The following is an 18,462-nucleotide window of genomic DNA, read 5'->3' on the forward strand; positions in this document are numbered from 1 at the left end:
CCGGAGAGAACGCCATGGCGCGCCTGAAGTTCGGAGCCTTCCTTGCCCCGCATCATCCGATCGGGGAGCATCCGATGCTCCAGTTCCGGCGCGATCTCGACCTGGTCGAGCAGTTAGATAGCCTCGGTTATGACGAGTTCTGGTGCGGCGAGCATCATTCCTCCGGCTGGGAGATGATCGCCTCGCCGGAGATGTTCCTGGCGGCGGCCGGCGAGCGCACCAAGCGGATCAGGCTCGGCACCGGCGTGGTGTCGCTGCCCTACCATCATCCCTACAACGTCGCGCAGCGCATGGTGCAGCTCGACCACATGACCGGCGGCCGCGCCATCTTCGGCTCGGGTCCCGGCGCGCTCGCCTCCGACGCGCATACGCTCGGCATCGATCCGATGACGCAGCGCGACCGCCAGGACGAAGCGATCGGCGTGATCCGCCGCCTCTTCAGCGGCGAGCGCGTCACGGCGAAGAGCGACTGGTTCACCATGAACGACGCCGCGCTGCAGCTCCTGCCGTTGCAGGAGGAAATGCCCTTCGTCGTGGCCTCGCAGATCTCGCCCTCCGGCATGACGCTCGCCGGAAAATACGGAATCGGCATCATTTCGCTGGGTTCGATGACGACGCAGGGGCTGATGTCGCTGCAGCAGCAATGGCAGTTCGCCGAGGACGCGGCGAAAAAGCACGGCACCAAAGTCGATCGCGCGAACTGGCGCGTGCTGCTGACCTGGCACATCGCCGAGACCCGCGAGCAGGCGCGCCGCGAGGCCGGCCCCGGCCTAATGCGCTGGCACAATGAATATAATGTCGGCACGCTGCAACGGCCCGGGCTCACCGCGTTCGCCTCACCCGACGAGGCCGTGGACAAGACCGCTTTCGTCGACGGCGCGGCCTCCGTCATCGGCACGCCCGACGACCTCGTCAAGATGATCAAGAACGTGATGCAGGTCTCCGGCGGAATCGGCGCCGTCATCGGCTTCGTGCACGACTGGGCCAATCCGGAGAACACGCGCCGGAGCTGGGACATGGTCGCGCGCTACGTGGTGCCCGAGATCAACGGCTACATCGACGGCTTGCGCAAGTCGCAAAAATTCGTGATCGAGAACCGCGCGATCTTCGAGCGCGCGGGACAGGCCGTGATGGCCAAGATCATGGAAAACGAAAAGGCCGCCGAGGCGCTGAAGGTGACCGGCGCCGGCCGCGTTGCGATTCCGGCCGTCAATGCGCCGGATTTGCAGAAGGAAGCGGCGAAGCGGTAGGCGCGGAGTCATCGCAGCTGGATTGTGTTATGTTGGCCGGGTCCAGCCAACCGGAGCAATCGTCATGTCGATGCAGAATGTGGCCGCCCCTGCGCACGGCTTCACTCCGCCCAAGCGCAACGAGCTGACCCACATCCCCGGCGACGAAGGCTGGCCGATCATCGGCAAGACCTTCCAGGTGCTCGCGGACCCCAAAGGGCATATCGAGGCGAACGGCGCCAAATACGGCCTCGTCTATCGCACGCATTTCTTCGGCGAGACCAATATCGTGCTGCTCGGCCCCGAGGCCAACGAGCTCGTGCTGTTCGACCAGCAAAAGCTGTTCTCCTCGACCCATGGCTGGAACAAGGTGCTCGGCCTGTTGTTTCCGCGGGGATTGATGCTGCTGGATTTCGAGGAGCACCGGCTGCACCGCAAGGCGCTGTCGGTCGCATTCAAGTCCGGCCCGATGAAGTCGTATCTGAGCGATCTCGACCGCGGCATCGCCGCCCGCGTCGCGCAGTGGAAGGCCAAGCCCGGCGAGATGCAGCTTTATCCGGCGATGAAGCAGCTCACGCTCGATCTCGCCGCCGCGTCCTTTATCGGCGCCGATATCGGGCCGGAGGTCGACGAGATCAACCGGGCCTTCATCGACATGGTCGCCGCTGCCGTCGCCCCGATCCGCCGACCGCTGCCCGGCACGCAGATGGCGGCCGGCGTCAGGGGACGCAAGCGCATCGTGGCTTATTTCCGCGAGCAGATTCCGCTGCGACGCGGCAATCTCGGCGGTGATGATCTGTTCTCGCAGCTCTGCCGCGCAACCCACGAGGACGGCGCGCTGCTCTCGGAACAGGACATCATCGACCACATGAGCTTCCTGATGATGGCGGCGCACGACACGCTGACCTCGTCGCTGACGTCGTTCATTGGCGAACTCGCGGCAAATCCCGGCTGGCAGGACAAGCTTCGCGCGGAAGTCATGGCGCTGGGGCTCGCCCCTGACGCGCCAAGCAGCTTCGACGATCTCGAAAAGATGCCGCTGTCGGAGATGGCGTTCAAGGAAGCGCTGCGGATCAAGCCGCCGGTGCCCTCGATGCCGCGCCGCGCTATGCGCGATTTCAGCTTCAAGGGTTTTTCGATTCCGGCCGGCACCGCGATCGGCGTCAATCCGCTCTACACCCACCACATGAAGGAGATCTGGCCGGAGCCGGACCGCTTCGATCCTCTGCGCTTCACCGAAGAGGCCCAGCGCAACCGCCACCGCTTCGCCTGGGTGCCGTTCGGCGGCGGCGCGCATATGTGCCTCGGCCTGCACTTCGCCTACATGCAGGCCAAATGCTTCGCGCGGCACTTCCTGCAGAACATCGAGGTATCGCTGGAGCCGGGTTACAAGCCCGACTGGCAGATGTGGCCGATCCCCAAGCCGCGCGACGGATTGCGGGTGCGGGTGAAGGCGGTTTGAGCATCGCAGTCGTCATTGCGAGCGATGCGAAGCAATCCTGACTTCCTCTGCGGAATGCTTCGTCGCTTCGCTCCTCGCAATGACGAAAACTACCCGGCCCCCTGATCGAACGCCTTGCGCAGGGCCACGTAGCCCTGCTGCTGCTGGCTCCAGTTGCGGCCGCCGGTCATCGCGCCGTCGATGACGAGGTCATGGCCGTTGATGAAGCTGGATTCGTCGCTGGCCAGGAACACCGCAGCATGGGCGATGTCATCGGGAAGGCCGGCGCGCGGGATCGGCTGCGCGGTCTTGTAGACCTCGCGCATCACCGCCGGCGTCTTCTCCGCCGCGTCGGTCGAAAGCCCGAGCGCCTTGCCGAAAATGCCGGTCGCAATGGCGCCGGGCGAGATCGAGTTGACGCGGACGTTGGATTCGCCGAGCTCCATCGCCACGCATTTGGTGAGATGGATCACCGCCGCTTTGGCTGCACCATAGACCATCGATGACGAGAAGCCGGCAAGACGGCCGGCGATGCTGCCATTGTTGATGATGCTGCCAAATCCCTGCTTCTTCATGTGCGGCGCGGCGTGCTTCATGCCGAGCATGACGCTGCGAAGCAGGGTCGCCATCGCCGCGTCAAAGCGCTCGACCTCGAGGCCTTCGATGCCGCCGGTCTGCGCCGGACCGCCGGCATTGTTGAACAGGCAGTCGATGCGGCCGAATTTGCCCACCGCGAGCGCGATCAGCGCCTGCATCTGCGCTTCGGCCGTCACATCCGTCTGGCGGAAGACGCAATTCGCCCCGAGCTGCTTCGCCAGGGCCTCGCCTTCCGGTATGCGCCGGCCCGCGATCACAATTTTGGCACCTTCGGCAACGAAGACTTCTGCGGTCCGCAACCCGATCCCGCTCGTCGCGCCCGTGATCACCGCGACCTTGCCATCCAGCCTGCCCATGGAATGTCCCTGTTTTCGAACCTCTTGACGCCAAATGGCGGACACCGACGACGGCGCCGCGACGGTCGGCGCCGCGGCAGGCACTATTCCTGCCGGCTTCCGACAAGGCAAGCTTTGCTTGGGGCCGGCGACATGCGTAACATTCCTGGCGATCGCTCGATTGTCGAACGCATATCGCGACCGGACTGCGCATGGGGAAGCTGATCGACGAATTCCGCAAGGGCTGGCAGGGCGTGGCACCGCCGTCGCTCGGCGTGAGCCTTGCGTTTGCGGTCGCCTGCCTGCTGGTTGCGACGCTGGCGCGCTGGGCCCTCGCCCATGTGCGGCCCGACGTCTATTTCACGCCGTATTTCCCGGCCGTGTTCTTTGCAGCCGCGTTCGGCGGCTTCCGCATCGGCATCATCACGGCGCTGGTGGGCGGCGTGCTCGGCGTCGTCGTGAATTTCGGCGATGCCTTTGCCGATAACGCGCGATTCGCCCTGCTGGCGCTATATTGGGCGGTCTGCGCGCTCACCATCTGGGGCGTCGAGCACTATCGCTCGCTCCTCGTCGAGCAGCGGCGGATTTCCAGACGCCTGATCGAGGAAGAAGACTACCGCAAGCTGCTGGTCGACGAGCTCCAGCACCGGCTGAAGAACAAGCTGTCGACGGTGCATGCCGTGCTGCATCAGGTGCTGCACGATCAGCCGCAGATCTGGGCCCGGATCGATCCGCGGCTGCGGTCGCTTGCCGCGACCGACGATTTGATCTCACGGATCGACAAGGCCGGCTGCGACATTCGCGACCTCCTGATCTCCGAGCTCGGCCCTTACGGCCATGTCCGCTTCACGCTCAACGGCGACCGGCTGTTCCTGCCGCCGAAACTTGCGGTCACGCTGTCCCTGATGTTTCACGAACTCGCCACCAACGCAGGCAAATATGGCGCGTTCTCCGCGCCGCGCGGGCTGTTGCAGGTGTCATGGACCGTCAGCGACGATCGCCTGACCGTGACCTGGGATGAAACCGAGGGTCCGAGCGTCGACAAGATCTCCGAGCCGGGTTTCGGCACCAAGCTGTTGAAGTCGGCGCTGTCGGCCTTCGACGGCAAGACGGAGGTCTCCTATCTCAGGACCGGACTTCATTGCACCATGCAATGCCGTATCCCCAAGGACGGTTAGACGCGGCGCCAACGAAACCCGTTCGCGCGCGTCGTTCGCGGTTTCACCGGACGCGTTGACGCCCTGTTAATGACGATAGGCTGCGCGCGTCGCATCGCCGCAAAACACCACCGTAATTCTCCGGGCCCCTTAACCAAACTTAAGAGGGAACCGCGCAAGATCGCGGCCATTGCAAAGGCGCGCTGAAACAACAAGATTCATGACTTCTATGAACGACAACAAATATTCCGGCGCGAGCGAAGCCGAACTCGGATTTCTCAAGGAAATCGTTAGAATGCTGCCTGCCGGCCTGACCGTGCAGGACGCGCAAGGCGAACTTCTCCTGGTCAACGATGTCGCGGCTGCCCAGCTCGGCATGGACGGCAGCCGCCCCTCGCGCGATCTCGCGTCGCGCCTCGAAGCCTGCCGGCAGGCCCTGAGCTCCGGCCAGGCGGTCGTCGCCGAGGAAGCGCTCCAAGACGGAGCCGCACGCCAGGTGCTGCTGACCACCCATCGTCCGGTCCGCCTCGACGGACGCGAGCTGCTGATCTCGGCCTCCTCCGACATCACCGAGCAGAAGAATTTCGAGGACCAGCTGTTCCGCTCGGCCTATTTCGACGATCTGACCGGCCTGCCCTCGCGGCGCGTGATCGAGCATCGCGCCACCAGCCTGCTCGCGCAGGGTCGCACGGGCGATCGCTTTGCGCTCGCCTTTCTCGACGTCGACAATTTCAAGCACATCAACGACTATTACGGGCACGCCGTGGGCGACGCCCTGCTGGTCGAGCTGTCGAAGCGGCTTGGACGCGGCTTGCGCGACTCGGACATGCTGTCGCGCATCTCCGGAGACGAATTCCTGCTGCTGCTATCGCCGATCCAGAACCAGGAGGAAGTCGCCGAATTCATGCAGTCGACGCTGGAGCGGCTGACGGCGCCGTTCTTCATCGACAATTCGGAAGTGTTCGCCTCAACCTCCGTCGGCATCAGCCTCTACCCCGATCACGGAAGCAGCTTCGAGACACTGCGCCAGAACGCCGACATCGCGATGTACCGCATCAAGAATGACGGCAAGGGATCGGCGGCCTTCTTCGATTCCAGCATGGAACGCGAGGCGCTGGCGCGGATGAAGATCGAGCAGTCGCTGCGGCAGGCCATCCTGGAGAAGCGCTTCTGCTGCGCCTTCCAGTCCAAGGTCGACATCCGCACGCAGGACGTGAAGGGCATCGAGGCTCTGGTGCGGCTGCGCGACGACGAGGGCGTGATCCAGGCGCCCGGCTCGTTCATCAATCTTGCCACCGAGCTCGGGCTGATCGACGAGCTGACCCATCTCGTGCTCGCCGAGATCGTCAAGTCGATCGACCTGATCAACGAGACGTTCGGTGCGGAAGCGACCATCAGCATCAACGTCGCGGCCAAGCAGGCCGGCAACCCGGAATTCATGCGCAGCTTTGCCCAGGCACTCGACGACACCGGCTTTCCGCAGCGCTTCATGATCGAGGTGACGGAAGACGCCTTCGTCGCCAAGAATCATTTCCAGGCCGAGATCCTGCCGATGTTCCGCAAGCTCGGCGTCGCCATCTCGATCGACGATTTCGGCACCGGCTATTCCTCGCTCTCGGCGCTGGCCGACATCACCGCGGACGAGATCAAGATCGACCGCTCCTTCATCACCGATATCCATAAGCGTCCACGCAACCAGGGCATCCTGCGCGCGATCGAATCCCTGAGCGAAGCGCTCGGCATGACCGTGATTGCCGAAGGCATCGAATCCTACGAGGAGCTCGCCTACCTCCAGGCTGCGACCAAGATCCGTTACGCGCAGGGCTATTACTTCTCCCGGCCGATCTTCCTGGAGGAGCTGAAGCTCGCAACGCCCATCTCCAGCGAAGCACGCGCCAGCGTCACAAATCGCTCGACGCAGCAGAACCGGCAGGGCTATTCCCGCGCGAACGGATACCGGCGGTAACCCCCGGCCTGATCGTTACTTTGCAAAGCCTGAGCGACCTGTTCCACGGGTGAGGTCAACAATTGCATCTGCCGATTTCCTCGGCAGAAGCGATCCGGCGCGGCCGGGCCGGACAATGTCACACATGCCCGTCGCGTGGTCCGCCGGAAGGTGGAATTGCAATGTCCGCACGGTTGTGCAAATCGCTATGGCCAAAGAATTCATCAGGAGGGACCATCGTGCGCCGATCGCTCATCTTAACAACAACCATCCTCGCCCTCTCCGCGGGCACCTCCGCACAGGCCGACGATCTCAAGATCGCGCTGATCTATGGCAAGACCGGCCCGCTCGAGGCCTATGCCAAGCAGACCGAGACCGGCCTGCAGATGGGGTTCGAATACGCCACCAAGGGCACCATGACGCTCGACGGGCGCAAGATCGTCGTCATCACCAAGGACGACCAGGGCAAGCCGGATCTCTCCAAGGCCGCGCTCGCGGAAGCCTATCAGGACGACAAGGTTGACATCGCGATCGGCACGACCTCGTCGGCCGCGGCACTCGCGATCCTGCCCGTCGCCGAGGAAAACAAGAAAATCCTGATCGTCGAGCCCGCGGTCGCGGATCAGATTACCGGCGAGAAGTGGAATCGCTATATCTTCCGCACCGCGCGCAACTCGTCGCAGGACGCGATCTCGAACGCAGTCGCGATCGGCAAGCAGGGCGTCACCGTCGCGACGCTGGCGCAGGACTACGCCTTCGGCCGCGACGGCGTCGCCGCCTTCAAGGAGGCGCTCGGCAAGACGGGGGCGACGCTCGCCGCCGAAGAATATGCCCCGACCTCGACCACCGACTTCACCGCGGTCGGCCAGCGCCTGTTCGACGCGCTGAAGGACAAGCCGGGCCGCAAGGTGATCTGGGTGATCTGGGCCGGCGCCGGCAATCCGCTGGCGAAACTCCAGGACATGGATCCGAAGCGCTACGGCATCGAGCTGTCCACCGGCGGCAACATCCTGCCGGCGCTCGCCGCCTACAAGGGCCTGCCCGGCATGGAAGGCGCGACCTATTATTTCTACGCGATCCCGAAGAACCCGGTGAATGACTGGCTCGTCGCCGAGCACCAGAAGCGCTTCAACGCGCCGCCGGACTTCTTCACCGCAGGCGGATTCGCCGCCGCGATGTCCGTCGTCGCCGCCGTCACCAAGGCGAAGTCGACCGATACCGAGAAGCTGATCACGGCCATGGAAGGCCTGGAGTTCGACACGCCGAAGGGCAAGATGATGTTCCGCAAGGAAGACCATCAGGCGCTGCAGAGCATGTATCACTTCAAGGTCAAGGTCGATCCGAATGTCGCCTGGGCCGTGCTCGAGCCGGTGCGCGAACTGAAGATCGAAGACATGGACGTTCCGATCAAGAACAAGCGCTGATCTTTCTTCCTTCACCTCTCCCGCTTGCGGGAGAGGCCGGGAGAAGGCTCTGTCCTCTTGGGGTTCTCGCCTGAGGAGACACCCTCTCCCACCCTCTCCCGCAAGCGGGAGAGGGAGCGCAGCCTGATCGCGGACAAATTCTCCTCTCATCATTTGCCAGATCCGCCATGACGCTGACCCTCGAAACCCGCGACCTCACCATCCGCTTCGGCGGCCATGTCGCGGTCAACAGCGTCACTTGCAGCTTCCGCCCGGGCGAACTCACCGCGATCGTCGGCCCGAACGGCGCCGGCAAGACCACTTATTTCAACCTGATCTCCGGCCAGCTCCGCGCATCGAGCGGCAGCATTCTGTTCGACGGCACCGACATCACCCAGCATTCCGCGCCGATGCGGACGCGCGCAGGCCTGGGGCGCGCCTTCCAGCTCACCAACCTCTTTCCGAATCTGTCGGTGGAGGAAAACGTCCGCCTCGCGGTGCAGGCCGCCAACGGCACTCACTACGACATGTTGCGGCCCTGGATGGTCCGCCGTGATCTGATCGCCCGCGCCGATGCTATCCTGGATCAGGTCGCGCTCGGCGGCCGCCGTGGCGTCGCCGCGACCGCACTGTCGCATGGCGATCAGCGTAAGCTCGAGGTCGCGCTGATGATGGCGCTCGAGCCAAAGGTGTTCATGTTCGACGAGCCGACCGCGGGCATGAGCATCGACGAGGTGCCGGTCGTGCTGAACCTGATCGCGCAGCTCAAGCAGGACAAAAGCAGGATCATTCTCCTGGTCGAGCACAAGATGGACGTGGTGCGATCGCTCGCCGACCGCATCATCGTGTTGCATAACGGGCAGCTTGTTGCGGACGGCAGGCCTGCCGAGGTGATTGCGTCACCGATCGTGCAGGAAGCCTATCTCGGCGTCGCGCCCAATAAAGTTGCAGGGAGCGCAGCATGACCGATCTGTTGAGGCTCTCCGGTGTTCACACTCATATCGGCCGCTATCACATCCTCCAGGGCATCGATCTCGCTGTCGCGCAGGGGCAGACCACGATGCTGCTCGGCCGCAACGGCGCCGGCAAGACCACGACGTTGCGCACCATCATGGGCCTCTGGCAGGCCTCCTCCGGCGAGATCAGCCTCGCCGGCGAGCGCATCGAGAGCCGTGCGACGCCCGACATCGCGCGGCTCGGCGTCGGCTACGTGCCGGAGAGCATGGCGGTGTTCTCCGACCTCACGGTGAAGGAAAATCTGGTGCTGGCGGCGCGCGACGGACCACTCGACGACGCCCAGCTCGACTGGATTTTTGGCTTCTTCCCCGCGCTGCGCCGGTTCTGGCTGTCGCGCGCGGGAAGTCTCTCGGGCGGACAGAAGCAGATGCTGTCGATTGCCCGCGCCATCATCGAACCGCGCAAGCTCCTGCTGATCGACGAGCCGACCAAGGGGCTGGCCCCAGCAATCGTGATGGCGCTGATCGAGTGTCTGAAGGAGATCAAGCGCAAGGGCGCCACGATCCTGATGGTCGAGCAGAATTTCTTTGCCGCCCGCGAGCTCGGCGACGACGTGCTGGTGATGGACAACGGCACCATCGTTCATCGCGGCGAGATGGCCGCCTTGGCCGCCGACGTGCCACTGCAGGAGCGGCTGCTGGGCCTGAGCCTGGAGACGCATCAATGACCGAGCTCGCCGCAACCGATCCGCTGCCGAAGCCGAAGCGCGACATCGCGCCGATCCTGCTGCCGATCGCGGTCGCCCTCGTGATGATCCCGCTGATCGGCTCGCCCAGCACCTGGCTGACGCTGACGGCCGCGAGCCTCGCGATGGGCATGATGATCTTCATCATGGCCTCCGGACTGACGCTCGTGTTCGGCCTGATGGACGTGCTCAATTTCGGCCATGGCGCCTTCATCGCGGTCGGGGCCTATGTCGCGACCCTCGTTCTGGCGCCGTTCGCGGCCTCGCTCCAGGTCGATTCGCTGTGGATCAACCTCGCGGTGCTGGCGCCGGCGGCATTGCTGTCGATGGCGGTGTCCGGCGCGCTCGGCCTGATCGTCGAGCGGGTGCTGATCCTGCCCGTCTACGGCCAGCATCTGAAGCAGATCCTGATGACGACGGGCGGCCTGATCGTCGCCGAGCAGACGCTCTATGCGGTGTGGGGGCCGCAGATCATCCCGACGCCGCTGCCGACCTCGCTGCGCGGCTCCTTCATCCTCGGCGACGTCGCGATCGCGAAATACCGCGTGCTGGCGACGCTGATCGGCCTCGCCGTCTTCATCGCGATCCAGCTGGTGCTCAACCGAACCAAGCTCGGGCTTCTGATCCGCGCCGGCGTCGAGAATCGCGAGATGGTCGAGGCGCTCGGCTATCGCATCCGCCGTCTGTTCCTCGGCGTGTTCATGACGGGATCGGCGCTCGCCGGCCTCGGCGGCGTGATGTGGGCGCTGTATCGCGAGCAGGTCCACGCCTCCATGAGCGACGACCTCACCGTCCTGATCTTCATCGTCGTCATCATCGGGGGCCTCGGCTCGATCGGCGGCTGCTTCATCGGAGCGATCCTGGTGGCAATGATTGCCAATTACGGCGGCTTCCTGGTGCCGAAGCTCGCCCTCGTCTCCAACATCCTGCTGATGGTCGCCATTCTGATGTGGCGGCCGCGCGGCCTCTATGCGGTGACCAGCCGATGATGATCCTGTCAGGCGATCCGCCGCGCAGCCGCGTGCTCACGCTCGTTCTCGTCCTCATCATCCTGGCGCTGGTGGCGACGCCGTTCCTGTTTCCCGGGGCGAAGGCGCTGAACGTCGCGGCCAAGATCTGCGTCTTCGCCGCGCTGGTCGCCTCCTACGACCTCCTGCTCGGCTATACCGGCTCGGTGTCATTCGCACACACCATGTTCTACGGGATCGGCAGCTACGCGATCGCGATCGCGCTGTACGGGATGGGCCCGAATTGGGGCGCGGTCGCAACCGGCATCGTGGTCGGCCTGCCGCTTGCCGCGCTGCTTGCGCTTGCAATCGGACTGTTCTCGCTGCGGGTCGCCGCGATCTTCTTTGCCATGATCACGCTCGCGGTCGCATCCGCCTTCCAGGTGCTGGCCTCGCAGCTGTCCTGGCTGACCGGCGGCGAGGACGGGCGCAGCTTTCAGCTGCCCGAGCTGCTCAGGCCCGGCACGGTGCTGATCTCGAAGAACGTGCTGGGATTTGAGGTCAACGGCCGCATCCTGACCTACTATCTGGTGTTCGCCGTCTCCGCCCTGATGATCCTCGCTTTGCTGCGGGTGGTGAACTCGCCGTTCGGGCGCGTGCTGCAGGCGATCCGCGAAAACCGCTTCCGCGCCGAGGCGCTCGGCTTCCGCACCGTTTTCCACCTGAGCTACGCCAACTGCATCGCCGCACTGGTCGCCGCCGGCGCCGGCATTCTCAATGCACTGTGGCTGCGCTATGCCGGCCCCGATACCTCGCTCAGCTTCTCGATCATGCTGGACATCCTGCTGATGGTCGTGATCGGCGGCATGGGCACGATCTACGGCGCGATCATCGGCGCCACCATCTTCATCCTCGCCCAGAACTATCTGCAGGCGCTGATGGGCGTCGCCTCCAAGGCGGCGTCGGAAGCCGGCCTGCCGCTGCTGCCAGGGCTGCTGCATCCCGATCGCTGGCTGCTGTGGCTCGGGCTGCTCTTCATCGCCAGCGTCTACTTCTTTCCGACCGGCGTGGTGGGACGGCTGCGCAGTGCCGGCGACCACAAGAGTGCGGGCAGCGCGCGTTAACGCGCGATTCATGATGCAGCGCGGCGGCTCGCTCGGCGCAACCGTATTCTCGCAACGAGATTAACGCCCAGGTAACTGGCTTTCCTAAGCTTTACGCCATTTGTGCGGTGTATTCCTGTCCTTCCAGGGGGAGGGAATGCGCCAGGTCTTTGCAGAGATTGCGTCACGAATGCTCCTAGCCGCGAAGCACGGCTGGGAGGCAGCCATTCGGCGCGGACCGGTGCTGTGGCTCACTTTGTGCGGCGTGTTGCTGGTCGCCGGGATCTTCGCCGTGACCGCCATGGCCGTCGGCGAATTTCGCGAACGTACCCTGGCCAACCGCGAGCGCGAGCTGGAAAATACCGTGCAGCTGATCGCGCGGCACTTCGATCAGCAATTCGAAGATGCGGACGTCGTCGCCGCCGATGTGATCGGGCAGATGAACCTGCCGGAGATCAGTTCCGCCGCGATGTTCCGCGAGCGCATGTCCGGACCTGCGACGAACCAGATGCTGCGGAGCAAGATCAGCTCGGTGTCTTATCTCGGCGACATCGCGATCTACGATGCCGATGGCGAACTGATCAACTGGTCGCGAGCCCAGCCGCTGCCCAAGATCAACATCTCCTCGCGCGCCTACTTCCAGACCTTCAAATCCGATCCGATGGCCGAACCGGTAATTCTGGAGTCGGTCCGCAGTTTCATCATCGGCAAATGGACCACGATTGTCGCGCGTCGGCTGAACGGCGTGGACGGCAGCTTCCTCGGCACGATGGTCCGCCGGATCGATCCGGACAGCTACCAGAACTATTTCGCATCCGTTGCGCTTGCGGAGGGCACGGCGATCTCGCTGTTCGACCGCAATGGCAAGATGCTGTCGCGCTACCCGCATGTCGAAGAGCTGATCGGCAGGGACTTCAAGGACGCGCCGCTGATGCGCAAGATGCTGGCCGAAGGTGGCCGGCACACCCTGCGCGTCAGGGGCCCGATCGACGGCGACGAGCGCCTCGGCTCCGGCGCCTCGCTTTCGCATTTCCCGCTGGTCATCGTCGCGACCAACACCACGAGCGCGGCACTGGCCGACTGGCGGCAGCAGACCGGTTTCATGGTCACCACCGCCGCGCTTTCGGCGACTGTGATTGCGCTGATCCTGTTCCTGATCGTTCGCCAGATCAGCCGGCAGAATCGGGAGGCGCAGCAGCGGCTGGAAGCGGAGCGAGGGCGGCTCGACACCGCCTTGAACAACATGTCGCAAGGGTTGATCCTGTACGATGCAGCCGGATACATCGTCACCTGCAACCGCCGCTACGCCGACATGTTCGGCCTCTCCCACGACGTCATCAAGCCCGGCTGTCACATCCGCGAGGCGATGTATCATCGCAAGGAGCGCAGCGCGTTCGAAGGCGATGTCGAGGCATTTTGCGCCGACGTCATGAGGATCGTCGCGGAGGGCACGGTCTCCACCAGAAGCCATCACTTGCCGAGCGGCCGCGCTTTCCAGGTCATCAACACCCCACTCGCGCAGGGCGGATGGGTGGCCACGATCGAAGACATCACCGAACGCCGCAATCTGGAGCAGGAACGCGACCGCAACTACATGTTCCTGCGCGAGATCATCGACCACATCCCATCGCAGATCACGGTGAAGGATGCTCAAACGCGGCAATATCTGCTGGTCAACCGGACCGCGGAAGAGCAATTCGGCCAATCGAGTGAAAACATCGTTGGCAAGACTCCCTTCGACATTTACCCGGATGCCTCCGCCAGAGTCGTCACCGACGACGACAGCAAGGCGCTGCAGATGACCGAGGGATTGTTCAAAGACGAACATGCCTGGCAGAGCCAGGCCAAGGGAATGCGCTACATCACCTCGACCCGGATCGGGATCCGCGACAATTCCGGCGAGCCGCGTTACCTCATCAACGTGGTCGAGGACGTCACCGAACGACGGCGCGCCGACGAGAAGATCGCGCATATGGCGCATTACGATGCGCTCACCGACCTGCCCAACCGGACGCTATTCCGCGAGCAGATCGAGCGCGAACTTGAGAAGGTCGGCGGCGGCAGTCAGTTCGCGCTGCTCTATATCGACGTCGACGAGTTCAAGGGCATCAACGATTCGCTCGGCCATCACGTCGGCGACGAGCTGTTGAAGGGAATCGCCGCCCGCATCCGCGGCTGCCTCGGACAGGACGACCTGATCGCGCGGCTCGGCGGCGACGAATTCGCGGTGATCCAGACCGGCATCAAGTCGTCCGCCGACGTGGTGTCATTCGTGACGCGGATCTTCGAGGCGATCCGCCGGCCCTATCACTGCTTCGGCCATCAGCTCTCCACCGACGCCAGCATCGGCATCGCGATGGCGCCGCAGGACGGCACCGATCTCGACCAGCTCATCAAGAATGCCGATCTCGCGATGTACGGCGCCAAGGCCGGAGGACGCCGCGCTCACCGCTTCTTCGAGCCGGAGATGGATGCGAGCGCCAAGGCGCGCCTGAGCCTGGAGCAGGATCTGCGGCAGGCCCTGGTGAACGGCGGTTTCGAGATCCACTATCAGCCGCTGGTCGACTTGCGCACCAATGAGGTCACAGGCTGCGAGGCGCTGCTGCGCTGGCGGCATCCCGAGCGCGGCATGGTGTCGCCGGCGGAGTTCATTCCGATTGCCGAGGACACCGGCCTGATCAACGAGCTCGGCGACTGGGTGCTGCGCATGGCCTGCAACGAGGCCGCGACCTGGCCGGCGCATGTGCGTGTCGCGGTCAACGTCTCGCCGGTGCAGCTCAAATGCGACACGCTGGCACTGCGGATCGCCGGCGCGCTCGTCGCTTCCGGACTTGCCCCCTCCCGGCTCGAGCTCGAGATCACCGAGGCCGTGCTGATCCGCGACGACGAGGCGGCGCTCTCGATCCTGCACCAGCTCCGCGCCATCGGCGTGCGCATCGCGCTCGACGATTTCGGCACCGGCTACTCCTCGCTCAGCTATCTGAAGCGCTTTCCGTTCGACAAGATCAAGATCGACCGCTGTTTCGTCGCTGATATCGCCGAGACGAGCGGCGCGCCCGTGATCGTGCAGGCGGTGGTGCACATCGCCGCCGCCAGCGACATGACCACGGTCGCGGAGGGCGTCGAGACCGAGGCGCAGCGCGAGATGCTGCGTGCGCTCGGCTGCACGGAGATGCAGGGTTATCTCTTCAGCAGACCGAAGCCGGCCAGCGAAGTGCGAAAGCTGTTCGGTTCGAGCCATGCCTTGCCGGTGGCGGCGGTGGCCTGAGATGGCGAAGCCGGGGAAAACGCCAGCCAAGACGGTCGACGTTGCGGATTCCTATGCCGTGCGGCTGATGCAGCATCTGGTGGTGCCGACCTTCGTGATCGACCCCAAGCGCCGCGTCGTGATCTGGAACAGGGCCTGCGAGCGGCTGACCGGTGTCGCCGCCTCCGAGGTGATCGGCACCAATAAGCACTGGCAGGCCTTCTACGAGACCAGGCGCCCTTGCCTCGCTGACCTCGTCGCACTCGACCGCCCTGAACAGCTGCCGGAGTTCTATTCGGAGTATGGCGCGCGCGGCCACAACGGGCTTGGCTTCAGCGCCGAAAACTGGTGCGTGATGCCGAAGCTCGGCAGCCAGCTCTATCTCGCCATCGACGCCGGGCCGATCCACGACGAGGCCGGCCATCTGATCGCGGTGGTGGAGACGCTGCGCGACCTTACCGACCAGAAGCGCGCCGAGATGGCCCTGAAGGAGCTTGCCACCAAGGACGGGTTGACCGGCCTGTCGAACCGCCGCGCGTTCGACCAGATGCTGATGAGCGAATGGGCCCGCGCCCAGCGGACGCAGAAGCCGATGGCGCTGCTGTTCGTCGACGTCGATCATTTCAAGCTGTTCAACGACCGCCACGGCCACCAGAGCGGCGATGAATGCCTGCGCGCGGTCGCGTCCGTCGTCAGCCGGCATGCCGTGCGCCCGCTCGATCTCGCCAGCCGCTATGGCGGCGAGGAATTCGCGCTGATCCTGCCGGACATGGATTGCGATGCCGCCTGCGCCATCACCGACGAGATCCGCTGCGCCGTGATGACCTTGCGGATCACCCATGGCGCCATCGGGGCCGGTGACCACGTCACCCTCAGCGTCGGCGTCGCCAGCCACATTCCGGGCGAAACCGACGGCAGCCCCGACCGGCTGCTGGGCGCCGCTGACCAGGCGCTCTATGCGGCCAAACGGCTCGGCCGCAACCGCGTCATGTGCTCCGAACGGCTGCTCGCCGAGTTCGCCAAGCTCGGCCGGGACAGCGTGCCGGTTCCTGGCCACGTGGCGCGTAAATCAGCCTAGCCCAAATCAGCCTGGCAGAAGACGGCGTAAGCGGTTGCCCGCCCCCCGCCAATCGGCTAAATGAACCTCGACTAGCACCCGTAGCTCAGCTGGATAGAGCGTTGCCCTCCGAAGGCAAAGGTCACACGTTCGAATCGTGTCGGGTGCGCCAGTCTCTTCCAGTCCGCGCTGGGAGCACCCTCACCCGAATTTCCTTGATACCGCTCGCGCCGGAGCCATCGCCTGCTCAGCGCAAGCCCACGCTCAATTCAGCATCGAGATGATCGTCTGGACCTGGTCGGAAGCCGACGTCACCAGTCCGGCGTACGACGTCTGACCGTGTGCGGCCGCCTTCAGGATGCATTCGGCGACCGCCGCCTTCAGGCCGAACACCGACTGATCGGGCGGCACGCTGGCCATCACGGCCTCCAGCGCCTGACGCATCGTTCGAATGAGTTCGGAGCTGTATTGCATGGGCTGTCCTCCGCAGCCTCATATTAGAGCGCGTGGCCATGCTGGCCACTCACAAGCCTGAGATTGTTTTTTGATGAAGTGGGACATCCCGGAGCGGCGGCCAGCCTGTCTCGAGCGCTGAACCACACCCACCTCGCGCTTCTCATCGCTCGATTGTATCATCTTGCCATGAGCGAATCCGACACGGCGACCGGCGAAGCTTCGCCCGTCCGCAAGATCATCCATATCGACATGGATGCCTTCTACGCGTCCGTGGAACAACGCGATCATCCGGAGCTGCGCGGAAAGCCGGTCGCCGTCGGAGGCTCCGCGGAACGTGGCGTCGTCGCGGCCGCCAGTTATGAGGCCCGCGAGTTCGGCGTTCGCTCTGCCATGCCATCCGTGACGGCGAAGCGACAATGTCCCGATCTGATCTTCGTCAAGCCGCGCTTCGAGGTCTACAAGGCGATCTCTAGGCAGATCCGCGACATCTTCGCGGAGCATACCCCCATCATCGAGCCGTTGTCGCTCGACGAGGCCTATCTCGACGTGACGGAAAACCTGCAGGGCATCCCGCTGGCGCGTGATGTTGCGCTCAGGATCCGCGAGAGGATCAAGGCCGAGACGGGCCTCAACGCTTCGGCCGGCATCTCCTACAACAAGTTCCTGGCCAAGCTCGCCTCCGATCATCGCAAGCCCAACGGTCAGTTCGTGATTTCACCGGAGATGGGACCCGCCTTCGTCGAGACCCTGCCGGTCGGAAAGTTCCATGGGATAGGCCCGGCCACGGGTGCGAAGATGAACGCGCTCGGCATGTTCACCGGTCTCGATATTCGTCGTCAGACGCTGGAGTTCATGAATGCGAATTTCGGCAAGTCGGGCGCCTATTACTACTGGATTTCGCGCGGTGTCGACGAACGGCCGGTCCGGGCCAACCGGGTCCGCAAGTCCATCGGCGCGGAGACCACGTTCTCAAGCGATCTCACCGAATTCGACGCGCTGGTCGCCGAGCTCAAGCCGCTCGTCGACAAGGTGTGGCGCCATTGCGAGGCGACGGGCAGCCGTGGCCGCACCGTCACCTTGAAGATCAAGTTTGCCGACTTCGAGATCATCACGCGCAGCAGGTCCGCTCTTTCGCCGGTTGCAGGCCGGGACGATCTTGAGCGGCTGGCTTGCGGCCTGCTCGAAGTCGAGATTCCGCTGCCCAAGAGCGTCAGGCTGCTGGGGGTCTCGCTGTCTTCCCTCCAGGCCGGGGACGATGCGGAGCCGCCGCAGCTGACTCTCGGCATCTGAACCAAACCGACGGGCTTTCGGCGGACGCAGAGAGCCACGTCGAGCGCGCTCGCAACGCAAATCTACGGTGGCGGGTTTTCAGACTCGCCGCCGAAGGACGATCCGCTGGGCCCGATCAATGCCTCACGTGCTCGAACACGACGATCACGCCCGTCGGTTCGGGCTCGTGTGCCATCAGGCGGGTCAGCTCGGAATCGCCCCAATCGGCGAGGCTGACGACTTCGCCGCTCTGACGCTCGGTGCCGGGCGGCGCCGTGGGCTCGACGACCTTCAGCCCCGTCTCATCGACGAAGAAAGTGTGCTCGCCGAACATGCTGTTGAGCTGCGGCATCGCGGGATGCTCGTCGGGCAGCACTTGAGCGCCGAGCTGGTTGACGGTCTGCTTCACCTGTTCGGATGTGAGCTTCATGAGCTGCTCCGTTTCTGTCACGTCGGTTTCACTGAGCTGAGCCAGAGCGGGCGTTCCCTGCGCTGATGTTCGCCTGGCCCAATCTCCCGAACAGGTGCTACGCACAAATGTTCCGGAGAAATGCATTTCGTGATCGCGCGTCGC

At 64.3% G+C, this 18,462-nt stretch carries 15 protein-coding genes and 1 tRNA gene; 13 read left to right on the forward strand and 3 right to left on the reverse strand.

What is annotated here, in order from left to right; translation table 11 throughout:
• The first annotated feature begins 14 nt into the window (after nt 1–14).
• The gene (locus tag AC0L23_RS08425) at nt 15–1,250 is read left to right on the forward strand and encodes an LLM class flavin-dependent oxidoreductase (RefSeq protein WP_018455870.1); all 1,236 of its coding nucleotides are present in this window, start codon (nt 15–17) and stop codon (nt 1,248–1,250) included.
• 64 nt (nt 1,251–1,314) lie between these two features.
• Nucleotides 1,315–2,691 (forward strand): cytochrome P450, encoded by a 1,377-nt coding sequence (locus AC0L23_RS08430; RefSeq protein WP_094183357.1) that lies wholly within the window; start codon nt 1,315–1,317, stop codon nt 2,689–2,691.
• Nucleotides 2,692–2,780: 89 nt separating this feature from the next.
• On the opposite strand, the gene AC0L23_RS08435 is transcribed toward AC0L23_RS08430, so the two are convergent.
• Complete coding sequence (locus AC0L23_RS08435; RefSeq protein ID WP_085361956.1) at nt 2,781–3,623, reverse strand: SDR family NAD(P)-dependent oxidoreductase; 843 nt, start codon at nt 3,621–3,623, stop codon at nt 2,781–2,783.
• A gap of 191 nt (nt 3,624–3,814) precedes the next feature.
• Between AC0L23_RS08435 and AC0L23_RS08440 the strand changes: the two genes are divergently transcribed.
• The 10 genes from AC0L23_RS08440 to AC0L23_RS08485 all read left to right on the forward strand — a co-directional run bounded on the left by AC0L23_RS08440 (nt 3,815) and on the right by AC0L23_RS08485 (nt 16,335).
• Complete coding sequence (locus AC0L23_RS08440) at nt 3,815–4,780, forward strand: sensor histidine kinase (protein WP_085361957.1); 966 nt, start codon at nt 3,815–3,817, stop codon at nt 4,778–4,780.
• A 208-nt stretch (nt 4,781–4,988) separates the two neighbouring features.
• Entirely contained in the window at nt 4,989–6,725 is a 1,737-nt protein-coding gene (locus tag AC0L23_RS08445; protein ID WP_085385525.1) for a putative bifunctional diguanylate cyclase/phosphodiesterase, read from the forward strand.
• Between the two features lie 218 nt (nt 6,726–6,943).
• Nucleotides 6,944–8,128: a substrate-binding domain-containing protein gene (locus AC0L23_RS08450; protein ID WP_085385526.1), complete on the forward strand. Its 1,185-nt coding sequence runs from the start codon at nt 6,944–6,946 to the stop codon at nt 8,126–8,128.
• 167 nt (nt 8,129–8,295) lie between these two features.
• Entirely contained in the window at nt 8,296–9,072 is a 777-nt protein-coding gene (locus AC0L23_RS08455; RefSeq protein ID WP_018455864.1) for an ABC transporter ATP-binding protein, read from the forward strand.
• A complete protein-coding gene (locus AC0L23_RS08460; protein ID WP_085361960.1) occupies nt 9,069–9,791 on the forward strand; it encodes an ABC transporter ATP-binding protein in 723 nt (240 codons plus the stop codon). Before AC0L23_RS08455 ends, AC0L23_RS08460 begins: the two co-directional genes overlap by 4 nt.
• Entirely contained in the window at nt 9,788–10,798 is a 1,011-nt protein-coding gene (locus AC0L23_RS08465; RefSeq protein WP_027514610.1) for a branched-chain amino acid ABC transporter permease, read from the forward strand. The genes AC0L23_RS08460 and AC0L23_RS08465 overlap by 4 nt, the downstream gene beginning before the upstream one ends.
• Nucleotides 10,795–11,880, forward strand: a complete 1,086-nt coding sequence (locus AC0L23_RS08470) for a branched-chain amino acid ABC transporter permease (RefSeq protein WP_198957652.1) — start codon at nt 10,795–10,797, stop codon at nt 11,878–11,880. The genes AC0L23_RS08465 and AC0L23_RS08470 overlap by 4 nt, the downstream gene beginning before the upstream one ends.
• A gap of 136 nt (nt 11,881–12,016) precedes the next feature.
• Nucleotides 12,017–15,127, forward strand: coding sequence for a bifunctional diguanylate cyclase/phosphodiesterase (locus AC0L23_RS08475; RefSeq protein WP_085361962.1), 3,111 nt, complete (start codon nt 12,017–12,019; stop codon nt 15,125–15,127).
• Between the two features lies 1 nt (nt 15,128).
• A complete protein-coding gene (locus tag AC0L23_RS08480) occupies nt 15,129–16,184 on the forward strand; it encodes a sensor domain-containing diguanylate cyclase (RefSeq protein WP_085361963.1) in 1,056 nt (351 codons plus the stop codon).
• 74 nt (nt 16,185–16,258) lie between these two features.
• Nucleotides 16,259–16,335, forward strand: a tRNA-Arg gene (locus AC0L23_RS08485).
• A gap of 92 nt (nt 16,336–16,427) precedes the next feature.
• Here the strand turns inward: AC0L23_RS08485 and AC0L23_RS08490 are convergent.
• Nucleotides 16,428–16,637 carry a hypothetical protein gene (locus tag AC0L23_RS08490; RefSeq protein ID WP_085361988.1) on the reverse strand — a complete coding sequence of 70 codons (210 nt, stop codon included), beginning with the start codon at nt 16,635–16,637 and terminating at the stop codon, nt 16,428–16,430.
• 168 nt (nt 16,638–16,805) lie between these two features.
• Between AC0L23_RS08490 and dinB the strand changes: the two genes are divergently transcribed.
• Nucleotides 16,806–17,909 (forward strand): DNA polymerase IV, encoded by a 1,104-nt coding sequence (gene dinB, locus AC0L23_RS08495; RefSeq protein ID WP_018455858.1) that lies wholly within the window; start codon nt 16,806–16,808, stop codon nt 17,907–17,909.
• A gap of 115 nt (nt 17,910–18,024) precedes the next feature.
• Here dinB and AC0L23_RS08500 read toward each other — a convergent pair whose 3' ends face one another.
• A complete protein-coding gene (locus AC0L23_RS08500) occupies nt 18,025–18,318 on the reverse strand; it encodes a hypothetical protein (protein WP_007598221.1) in 294 nt (97 codons plus the stop codon).
• Nucleotides 18,319–18,462 lie beyond the last annotated feature (144 nt).

The sequence above is a fragment of the Bradyrhizobium sp. MI1.4 genome (genome assembly GCF_055811315.1).

What these genes read in the sequence shown, in the direction of transcription:
- AC0L23_RS08425 (WP_018455870.1), top strand. Translation starts at nt 15, where the DNA reads ATGGCGCGCCTGAAGTTCGGAGCCTTCCTTGCCCCGCATCATCCGATC.
- AC0L23_RS08430 (WP_094183357.1), top strand. Translation starts at nt 1,315, where the DNA reads ATGTCGATGCAGAATGTGGCCGCCCCTGCGCACGGCTTCACTCCGCCC.
- AC0L23_RS08435 (WP_085361956.1), bottom strand. Translation starts at nt 3,623, where the DNA reads ATGGGCAGGCTGGATGGCAAGGTCGCGGTGATCACGGGCGCGACGAGC.
- AC0L23_RS08440 (WP_085361957.1), top strand. Translation starts at nt 3,815, where the DNA reads ATGGGGAAGCTGATCGACGAATTCCGCAAGGGCTGGCAGGGCGTGGCA.
- AC0L23_RS08445 (WP_085385525.1), top strand. Translation starts at nt 4,989, where the DNA reads ATGAACGACAACAAATATTCCGGCGCGAGCGAAGCCGAACTCGGATTT.
- AC0L23_RS08455 (WP_018455864.1), top strand. Translation starts at nt 8,296, where the DNA reads ATGACGCTGACCCTCGAAACCCGCGACCTCACCATCCGCTTCGGCGGC.
- AC0L23_RS08460 (WP_085361960.1), top strand. Translation starts at nt 9,069, where the DNA reads ATGACCGATCTGTTGAGGCTCTCCGGTGTTCACACTCATATCGGCCGC.
- AC0L23_RS08465 (WP_027514610.1), top strand. Translation starts at nt 9,788, where the DNA reads ATGACCGAGCTCGCCGCAACCGATCCGCTGCCGAAGCCGAAGCGCGAC.
- AC0L23_RS08470 (WP_198957652.1), top strand. Translation starts at nt 10,795, where the DNA reads ATGATGATCCTGTCAGGCGATCCGCCGCGCAGCCGCGTGCTCACGCTC.
- AC0L23_RS08475 (WP_085361962.1), top strand. Translation starts at nt 12,017, where the DNA reads ATGCGCCAGGTCTTTGCAGAGATTGCGTCACGAATGCTCCTAGCCGCG.
- AC0L23_RS08480 (WP_085361963.1), top strand. Translation starts at nt 15,129, where the DNA reads ATGGCGAAGCCGGGGAAAACGCCAGCCAAGACGGTCGACGTTGCGGAT.
- AC0L23_RS08490 (WP_085361988.1), bottom strand. Translation starts at nt 16,637, where the DNA reads ATGCAATACAGCTCCGAACTCATTCGAACGATGCGTCAGGCGCTGGAG.
- dinB (WP_018455858.1), top strand. Translation starts at nt 16,806, where the DNA reads ATGAGCGAATCCGACACGGCGACCGGCGAAGCTTCGCCCGTCCGCAAG.
- AC0L23_RS08500 (WP_007598221.1), bottom strand. Translation starts at nt 18,318, where the DNA reads ATGAAGCTCACATCCGAACAGGTGAAGCAGACCGTCAACCAGCTCGGC.